The following is a 7,057-nucleotide window of genomic DNA, read 5'->3' on the forward strand; positions in this document are numbered from 1 at the left end:
AGGCGTGGTGTCGGCCAGGCGCCAGAGCTGGGCGAGGATGAGGTTCAGCACCAGCGCCTTCTGCTCGCCCGACGAACCCTCGGCGGCGGCGCGGCCCTTTTCGCGGTGTAGGGCGGTTAGATCCGAGCGATGCGGCCCGAACAGCGACCGGCCGGCCGCAGCGTCACGGGCGCGGGCGCGGCGGAAACCCTCGGTCAGGAAGGCCGCGATCTCGTCGGGCGCGGCCCCGCGCGTGGCCAGGCCTTCGGTTTCGCCCTCAAGGCCCAGGTCGGCCTGGGGGAAGGGCCGGTCGCCGCGGGCGTCCACACCGGCCTGAAGCTCGGCCAGGGCCTCGGCGCGAGCGATGGCGGCGGCGGTTCCGGCCTCGGCCAACCGGGCCTCCAGGGCGTCGAGCCAGACGGCGTCGGGCTCCTGGCCCTGTTCGGCGGCGTCGGTCAGCAGGCGGAGCCGCTCCTTCAGCGCCTTCTCATAGGCCGTGACGACAGAGGCGTGGCTGGGGCGGGCAGCGAAGACCAGCCGGTCGAAGAACTTCAGCCGTTCGGCGCGAGCGTCGGAGAACAGGCGGTCCTGTTCCGGCGTGGCCCAGATGGGCTTGATATGGTCCAGCAGGTCGCCGGGCTGGGCCGTCTCGCCGTCGATGCGCACGATGCGGCGCGAGGCGCCGGGGGCCTGGATGCCGGTGCCCAGCCGGGTTTCCTCGCCGTCCGTCTCCAGAACCGCCGCCACGGCCCAGGCGCGGCCCAGGCGCTCGTCGGGGGCCCGGCGGCCGATCTCTGCGGTGCTCGCGCCCCGCAGGCCCTTTCCGGGCGTGAGCAGGCTGACGGCCTCAAGAAGGTTGGTCTTGCCCGCCCCGTTGGGCCCGAACAGGACGTTCGCGCCGGACCCGAGCTCCAGCCGCGCGCTCTCGTAGGAGCGGAAATCGGTGAGGGTGAGGGCGGTGATCATCGCGCTCTCGCAAGCGCTGACGTCACACCCTCAGCGGCATCAGCACGTACTGGACGCCCGGGTCCGCAGGATCGAGCACCAGCGTCGGGGACGCCGGGTCGGCGAACTTGAACTGGGCTTCGTCGCCGGTGATCTGGCCGGCGATGTCGAGCAGGTAGCGGGCGTTGAAGCCGATCTCGAAGGCGTCCTCGGCGTAGTCGATCTCAACCTCTTCGGTGGCCTGGCCGGCCTCCATGTTGCGGACGGTGAGGACGACGCGACCCTGTTCGAAGGCCAGCTTCACCGAGCGGGACTTCTCGGCCGAGATGGTCGAGACGCGGTCCACGGCCTGGGCGAAGACGGCGTTGTCGACCACGGCGGTCTTGTCGTTGCCCTTTGGGATGACCCGCACATAGTCCGGGAAGGAGCCGTCGATGACCTTGGAGGTCAGGGACGCCTGGCCGAACTCGAAGCGGATCTTCTGGGGGCTGATCTGAATCTCGACCGGGCCCGAGCCGTCGTCGAGCAGGCGGCGGACCTGGTCGATGGTCTTGCGGGGCACGATCACGCCCGGGCCGCCCGAGGCGCCCTCAGGCGCCGGGGTCTCGGCCAGCGCCAGCCGGTGGCCGTCGGTGGCCACGCCGCGCAGGAGCGTCATGCCGCCCTCGGAGACGGTGTGGAGATACAGGCCGTTCAGGTAGTAGCGCGTCTCCTCCGTCGAGACGGCGAAGCGCGTCTTGTCGATGAGGCGGGCGAGGTCTTCCTTCAGCAGGGTGAAGCGGGCCCCGGCGCTCTCGGGCGACATGACCGGGAAGTCCCCGGCCGGCAGGACCGGCAGGTTGAAGCGCGAGCGGCCGGCCGAGACGGTCAGGCGCGGATCGTCGCCCGTGTAGCTGAGCTCGACCTCGGCGCCCTCGGGCAGCTTGCGGACGATGTCGAACAGGGTGTGGGCCGGGGCGGTGATCTGGCCCTCGACGTTCACCCGGCCCTCGGCCTCGTCGACCATCTCCATGTCGAGGTCGGTGGCGGCGAAGGCCAGGCGGTCGCGGCCCGCTGACAGGAGGACATTGGACAGGATCGGGATGGTGTTGCGCCGCTCCACCACGCTCTGCACGTGCCCGAGAGCCTTCAGCAGCGCCGCCCGTTCGATGGTCAGTTGCATTCGTTCTTCGCCCGTGGCCGCGACTCGGAACCGCAGCCTGATTATCCGTGGGCTAGGGACACTAGCCGAAAGCGCCAAGGCTTCAACCGCCGCGTTCGCTTGCGCGGCGAACGGAAATCCGCCAATGCTGTGGGGTCGACCGTCGTCATTCTATGCCGCCGGGCCAATGGTCCGGCACAAGCCTGCAGGTCCGACGCCCTTCCGGAACGGTTCCGGAGGGACAACTACATCGGAGGCTGCCAATGGCTACCGGCACCGTGAAATGGTACAACTCAACCAAGGGCTATGGATTTATCCAGCCTGACGACGGCGGCAAGGACGCCTTCGTCCATGCCACCGCGATCGAGGCCTCGGGCCTCAACGGCCTGAATGAGGGCCAGCGCGTGGAGTTCGAACTCCAGAAGGACCGCCGCACCGGCAAGGAAGCGGCCGTCAATCTGAAGGCCGTCGGCTAAGTCCGACCGTCCTGAAGACGAGATCGCGCCCGGTCAGGTCCGCCTGGCCGGGCGTTTTCTTTTGGCGCGACAGGACGCTTAATGGCGCCGGCCTTGCAACGCCGAGGCTTGATGCGGCATGAGCCGCAAAGGCTGTTCCGATAGGGGCCAATGGACCTGCAGTCGATCCTGCCGCAGCTGAGCGGCCCGGAGTTTCAGGCGTTCGCCGCCGGCTTTCCGGTCCTCTTGGCGCATGTCTTCGCCACCCTCGTGATGCTGGTGATCGGGGCGACCCTCTATGTGCTGCTGACGCCGTGGAAGGAGATCGACCTGATCCGCGACGGCAACTCGGCGGCGGCGGTCGCCTTCGGGGGGGTGCTGCTGGGGCTGGCCGTGCCGCTGGCGGCCTCCCTGTCGGCGTCCAACTCCACGCTGGAGATCGTGATCTGGGGCGCGGCGACGGTGGTCATGCAACTGCTGGCCTTTCGGCTGACGGACATGGTCCTGGCCGGCCTGCCCGACCGAATCCGCGAGGGCGAGATTTCGGCGGCCGTGCTGCTGGTCTGCGCCAAGCTGGCGACGGCGCTCGTGCTGGCCGCCGCCGTCACGGTCTAGCGCCCCGATGTTCCGCCTGCCCGACTGGATGGTCTATGGCGGAATCATCGGCCTGCTGGTCGCCGTTTCGCTCACGCGCCGCGAACAGGCGGACGCCCCACCCGCCCCGACCATGCCGGGGGAGGAGGAACTGGGCGCCCTGCTCGGCCCCATCACCCCCTTCGACCCGCAGGTCGTGGTGGATACGCCCGCGGTTCCCTTCCAGCCCCAGAGCGGGACGGCCTTCGCCGTCTCGGGCCAGGGCCTGTGGCTGACCGCCCGGCACGTGGTCGAGGGCTGCGGCCGGCCCGCCGTGGTCATCGGCGGCGGCCAGGCGGTGGCGGCCGAGGCCCGTCTGAGCCACGACGGCGACGTCGCCCTGCTGATCACCGAAGGCGGACCGGACCCGCTGCCGATCGCGCGCGACGGCGTGCTGCGCGAAGGCCAGCGCGGCTATCATCCGGGCTTCCCCCAGGGCCGGCCGGGCGAGGCCGCAACGCGGCTGCTCGGCCGCGAATCCCTGCGCGTGCGAGGCCGCGGCGCCCGGGACGAGCCTGTGCTCGCGTGGGCCGAGATCGGCCGGACCGAGGGGCTGGAGGGCACGCTCGCCGGACTGTCTGGCGCCCCGACCCTGGACGGCCAGGGCCGGGTGGTGGCCGTGACCATCGCCGAGGCCCCGCGGCGCGGCCGAATCTACACCACCGCGCCGGAGAGCCTGGGGCCCATTCTCGAAGCCGAGGTCGGCGAGGGCGAGTTCGCCCCCGGCGCCCTGATCCGGCCGACCAACTACGGACCCGTGTCGGACGACCTGCGCCGCGAGTTGCGCGTGGCGCAGGTCGTCTGCCTTCAGGCCTAACGCAGCGCCGCCGTATCCAGGTCGAGTTCGCCGACCGGGATGACCTCGACGTTCGGATGGGCCGCGCGGATGGCGTCCAGGAACTGGGCCGCGTCACCGACCACCACGATCGAGAAGCCGTGGGGCCCCAGCCGCGAGGCCGCGAAGCGCTGGATCTGCTCCGGCGTCACCGCCCGCACGTTCGGCGCATAGGCCTGCAGCTCGGTCATTGGCAGGCCGTAGTTGGCCAGCGAGGCGACCGCGCCGCCGAGACCATCCACCGTCTCCAGCGAGCGAGCGAAACCCCCCACCAGCGTGGCGCGGCGCGGACCCATTTCGTCATCGGTGGCGCGCTCGGCCGACAGGCGGGTGATCTCGGCCAGGATCAGGCTGACGACCTCGGCGGCCGCGTCGTTGCGGGTCTGGGTCGAGGCGACGACGTAGCCCTCGTCCTGGCGCGCCTGGAAGGACGAGCCGGCGCCGTAGCTGAGGCCGCGGCGGATGCGAATCTCGCGGTTGAGGCGCGCGGAGTAGCCGCCGCCCATCACGGCGTTGCCGACCAGCAGGCGGAAGTAGTCCTGATCAGTCCGGCTGATGGCGCGGCCGGCGACTGAGACGGCCGCCTGGCCCGAGCCCGGCAGGTCGACGACGATCACGCGCGGCGTGACCGGGGCGCCCGCCGGACTGGACGAAGCGGACGCCGCGGCGTTGACGCGCCAGTCGCCGAAGGCCTGCTCGGCCAGGGCGAAGGCGGTCTCCGGATCGATGTCGCCGGAGAAGACCAGGTTGGCCGAGGCCGGGTTCCAGTTGGCAGCGTGGAAGGCCGCCACCGTCTCGCGGTCGATCGTGGGCAGGCTGTCGAGCGTGCCGCCGGACGGGTCGCCGTAGGGGGCGTCGCCATAAACCGCGCGGGCCACCACCGCCGAGGCGATCGGCCCGGGCTGGCTGAGAGAAACGCGCAGCGCGTCGAGCGTCTGGTCGCGGGTCCGGTCCAGTTCCTCCTGGGCGAAGTCCGGCTGGCGGACCAGCTGGGTCATCAGGGCGAAGGTCTGGGCGAAGGTGTTGGACGGGCTGTTGGCGTAGACGCTGGTGAAGTCCGGTCCGGCCGAGGCGCCGATGGCGGCGCCGAGGCGCTCGATGTCGGTGGCGATCTCCGGCGCCGAGCGGCCCGCCGCGCCCTGGGTGATCAGGGCGGCGGTCATGGAGGCCACGCCTTCGCGGCCCTGCGGATCGTCGGACGCGCCGGCGTCGAAGCTGAGCCGGGCCGAGACCAGCGGCAGGCCCTCGGTGCGGGCGACGTAGACGCGCAGGCCGTTGGACAGGACGCGCTCGACCACCGCGGGGGTCTCAACCTCGCGCTCAGGGCCGGGCTGGGGCATCGGAACGCGCTCGCCTTCAGGCGCCAGTTCGACGATCTCGAAGTCGGTGGCCAGATCGGCCAGGGTCACAGGGGCCTCGGTCTGGACCGGCGTGGGCTCGGCGGGCGCGCCCTCCGGCTGTTCGCTCTCGTTCAGATAGCGGACCACGATGCGGCGGTCCGGCGTCAGATACTGGCGGGCCACGCGCATGACGTCCTCGGCCGTCACGGCCTGGATGCGCGCCACCTCCGTGTCGGCGGTCGAAGCGTCGCCGGTCATCATCAGGGCGTAACCCAGGTCGAAGGCCTGGGCGTCGATACCCTCGCGGCCGCGCAGGATGCCCGCGATGAGTTCCGTCTTGGCCTCGTCCAGCTCGGCCTGGGTGACCGGCTCGTCCCGGAAGCGGGCGATCTCGGCCATGATGGCGTCCTCGCCCTCCTGGACCGTATGGCCGTCCGACATCAGGGAATAGGCGGCGAGGTTGCCGGCCTGCTGGGCGAAGTCGGGGATGGACGAGGCCTGGGCGGCGATCTGCGCCTCATAGACCATAGAGCGGTACATCCGTGACGACTCGCCGGTCGACAGGATGCCGTCGAGCACCGTGAGGGCGGCGCGGTCCGGGTGTCCGTAGGGCACGGTGTGCCAGGCGACCACGACGGCCGGCAACGGCACGTTCGGCGCATAGTAGGTCGCCTCGCGCGGGCCGGTCGTCGCAGGCTCGACGACGTTGTTGGCCGGGACCGGGCGGTCGGGGTTCTCGATGCCGCCGAAATACTGGTCGACCCAGGCGTCCAGCTGGGCTTGGTCGAAGTCGCCGGCCACAATCAGGACGGCATTGTCGGGGCGATAGTAGGTCTCGTGGAAGCGGCGCACGTCCTCGATGGTCGAGGCGGCCAGGTTCTCGAGCGAGCCGATGCCGGGACGGCGATAGGGATGCTCGCGGTAGATCTCGCGCGGCATGTAGAGACCGAACAGCCGGCCGTAGGGCGAGGCCAGGTAGCGCTGACGCAGCTCTTCCTGAACCACCGCCGTCTCGGAGGTGAAGCTTTCCTGATTGACCACCAGCGAGCCCATCCGCTCGGACTCGGCGAACAGCATCCGCTCCAGGTGATTGGCGGGGATGACCTCGTAGTAGTTGGTGAAGTCGTCGTAGGTCGAGGCGTTGTTGAAGCCCCCCACGTCCTCGGTCAGCCGGTCGAAGGTCTCTTCCGGCAGGTTGCGCGTCGCCTTGAACATGATGTGTTCGAACAGGTGGGCGAAGCCCGAGCGGTCCTGCGGATCGTCCTTGGAGCCGACGCGGTACCAGACCTGGACCGTCACATTGGCCGTCGAGCTGTCCTGGCGGGTCCAGACCTGAAGCCCATTCGACAAGGTGCGCAGCTGGAAGCCCAACGGCGCAACCTCGAGGCTCTGCTCGGCGGCTGCGGGCTGCTGGGCGAACGCCAGTGATGGCGCGCCGGCGAGGAGGGCCGCGGCGGCCGCGGTCGCGAGGAAAAGACGCTTCATCGGTGGTCTCCAGGAATCGGAATCAGGGGTTCAGGCCAAGGTCGGCGTCGCCGAAGTCCAGGTCCTCGTAGGCGATCATCTCGGCGTCGGGCCAGCGCTGGCGGACCGCGTCCATGAAGTCGTCCGCATCTCCGACAATGACGATCACGGCCCGGTTCGGATCGACGTTGGCGGCGGTCACCCGCGCCACGTCCTCGGCCGTGACCGCGTCGACGGCGCGCGGATAGTTGCTGACCTCATCGAG

At 70.4% G+C, this 7,057-nt stretch carries 7 protein-coding genes; 3 read left to right on the top strand and 4 right to left on the bottom strand.

Annotated features, from left to right (window positions below):
• Together Q0M60_RS08490 and dnaN are read right to left on the bottom strand one after the other, a co-directional pair.
• Positions 1-945: AAA family ATPase (locus Q0M60_RS08490; RefSeq protein WP_296818248.1), on the bottom strand; the 945-nt coding region annotated here is incomplete at its 3' end.
• Positions 946-967: 22 nt separating this feature from the next.
• The gene (dnaN, locus tag Q0M60_RS08495) at positions 968-2,086 is read right to left on the bottom strand and encodes a DNA polymerase III subunit beta (protein WP_296818250.1); all 1,119 of its coding nucleotides are present in this window, start codon (positions 2,084-2,086) and stop codon (positions 968-970) included.
• Between the two features lie 242 nt (positions 2,087-2,328).
• On the opposite strand from dnaN, the gene Q0M60_RS08500 reads away from it, so the two are divergent.
• The 3 genes from Q0M60_RS08500 to Q0M60_RS08510 all read left to right on the top strand — a co-directional run bounded on the left by Q0M60_RS08500 (position 2,329) and on the right by Q0M60_RS08510 (position 3,970).
• The gene (locus Q0M60_RS08500) at positions 2,329-2,541 is read left to right on the top strand and encodes a cold-shock protein (protein WP_296818251.1); all 213 of its coding nucleotides are present in this window, start codon (positions 2,329-2,331) and stop codon (positions 2,539-2,541) included.
• Between the two features lie 150 nt (positions 2,542-2,691).
• Entirely contained in the window at positions 2,692-3,135 is a 444-nt protein-coding gene (locus Q0M60_RS08505) for a DUF350 domain-containing protein (RefSeq protein WP_296818253.1), read from the top strand.
• A 7-nt stretch (positions 3,136-3,142) separates the two neighbouring features.
• On the top strand, positions 3,143-3,970 hold the full coding sequence (locus Q0M60_RS08510; RefSeq protein WP_296818255.1) for a serine protease: 828 nt from the start codon (positions 3,143-3,145) through the stop codon (positions 3,968-3,970).
• On the opposite strand, the gene Q0M60_RS08515 is transcribed toward Q0M60_RS08510, so the two are convergent.
• Complete coding sequence (locus tag Q0M60_RS08515) at positions 3,967-6,813, bottom strand: pitrilysin family protein (protein WP_296818257.1); 2,847 nt, start codon at positions 6,811-6,813, stop codon at positions 3,967-3,969. The two genes, Q0M60_RS08510 and Q0M60_RS08515, sit on opposite strands and share 4 nt — an antisense overlap.
• A gap of 22 nt (positions 6,814-6,835) precedes the next feature.
• Positions 6,836-7,057, bottom strand: a 222-nt coding sequence (locus Q0M60_RS08520; protein WP_296818259.1) for a hypothetical protein, incomplete at its 5' end; no start/stop codon positions are given.

Origin of the sequence: Brevundimonas sp., from assembly GCF_024711105.1 — a bacterium.
Lineage (GTDB): Bacteria > Pseudomonadota > Alphaproteobacteria > Caulobacterales > Caulobacteraceae > Brevundimonas.

Coding starts and splice junctions, on each gene's coding strand:
- dnaN (WP_296818250.1), bottom strand. CDS start 2,086: ATGCAACTGACCATCGAACGGGCGGCGCTGCTGAAGGCTCTCGGGCAC.
- Q0M60_RS08500 (WP_296818251.1), top strand. CDS start 2,329: ATGGCTACCGGCACCGTGAAATGGTACAACTCAACCAAGGGCTATGGA.
- Q0M60_RS08505 (WP_296818253.1), top strand. CDS start 2,692: ATGGACCTGCAGTCGATCCTGCCGCAGCTGAGCGGCCCGGAGTTTCAG.
- Q0M60_RS08510 (WP_296818255.1), top strand. CDS start 3,143: ATGTTCCGCCTGCCCGACTGGATGGTCTATGGCGGAATCATCGGCCTG.
- Q0M60_RS08515 (WP_296818257.1), bottom strand. CDS start 6,813: ATGAAGCGTCTTTTCCTCGCGACCGCGGCCGCCGCGGCCCTCCTCGCC.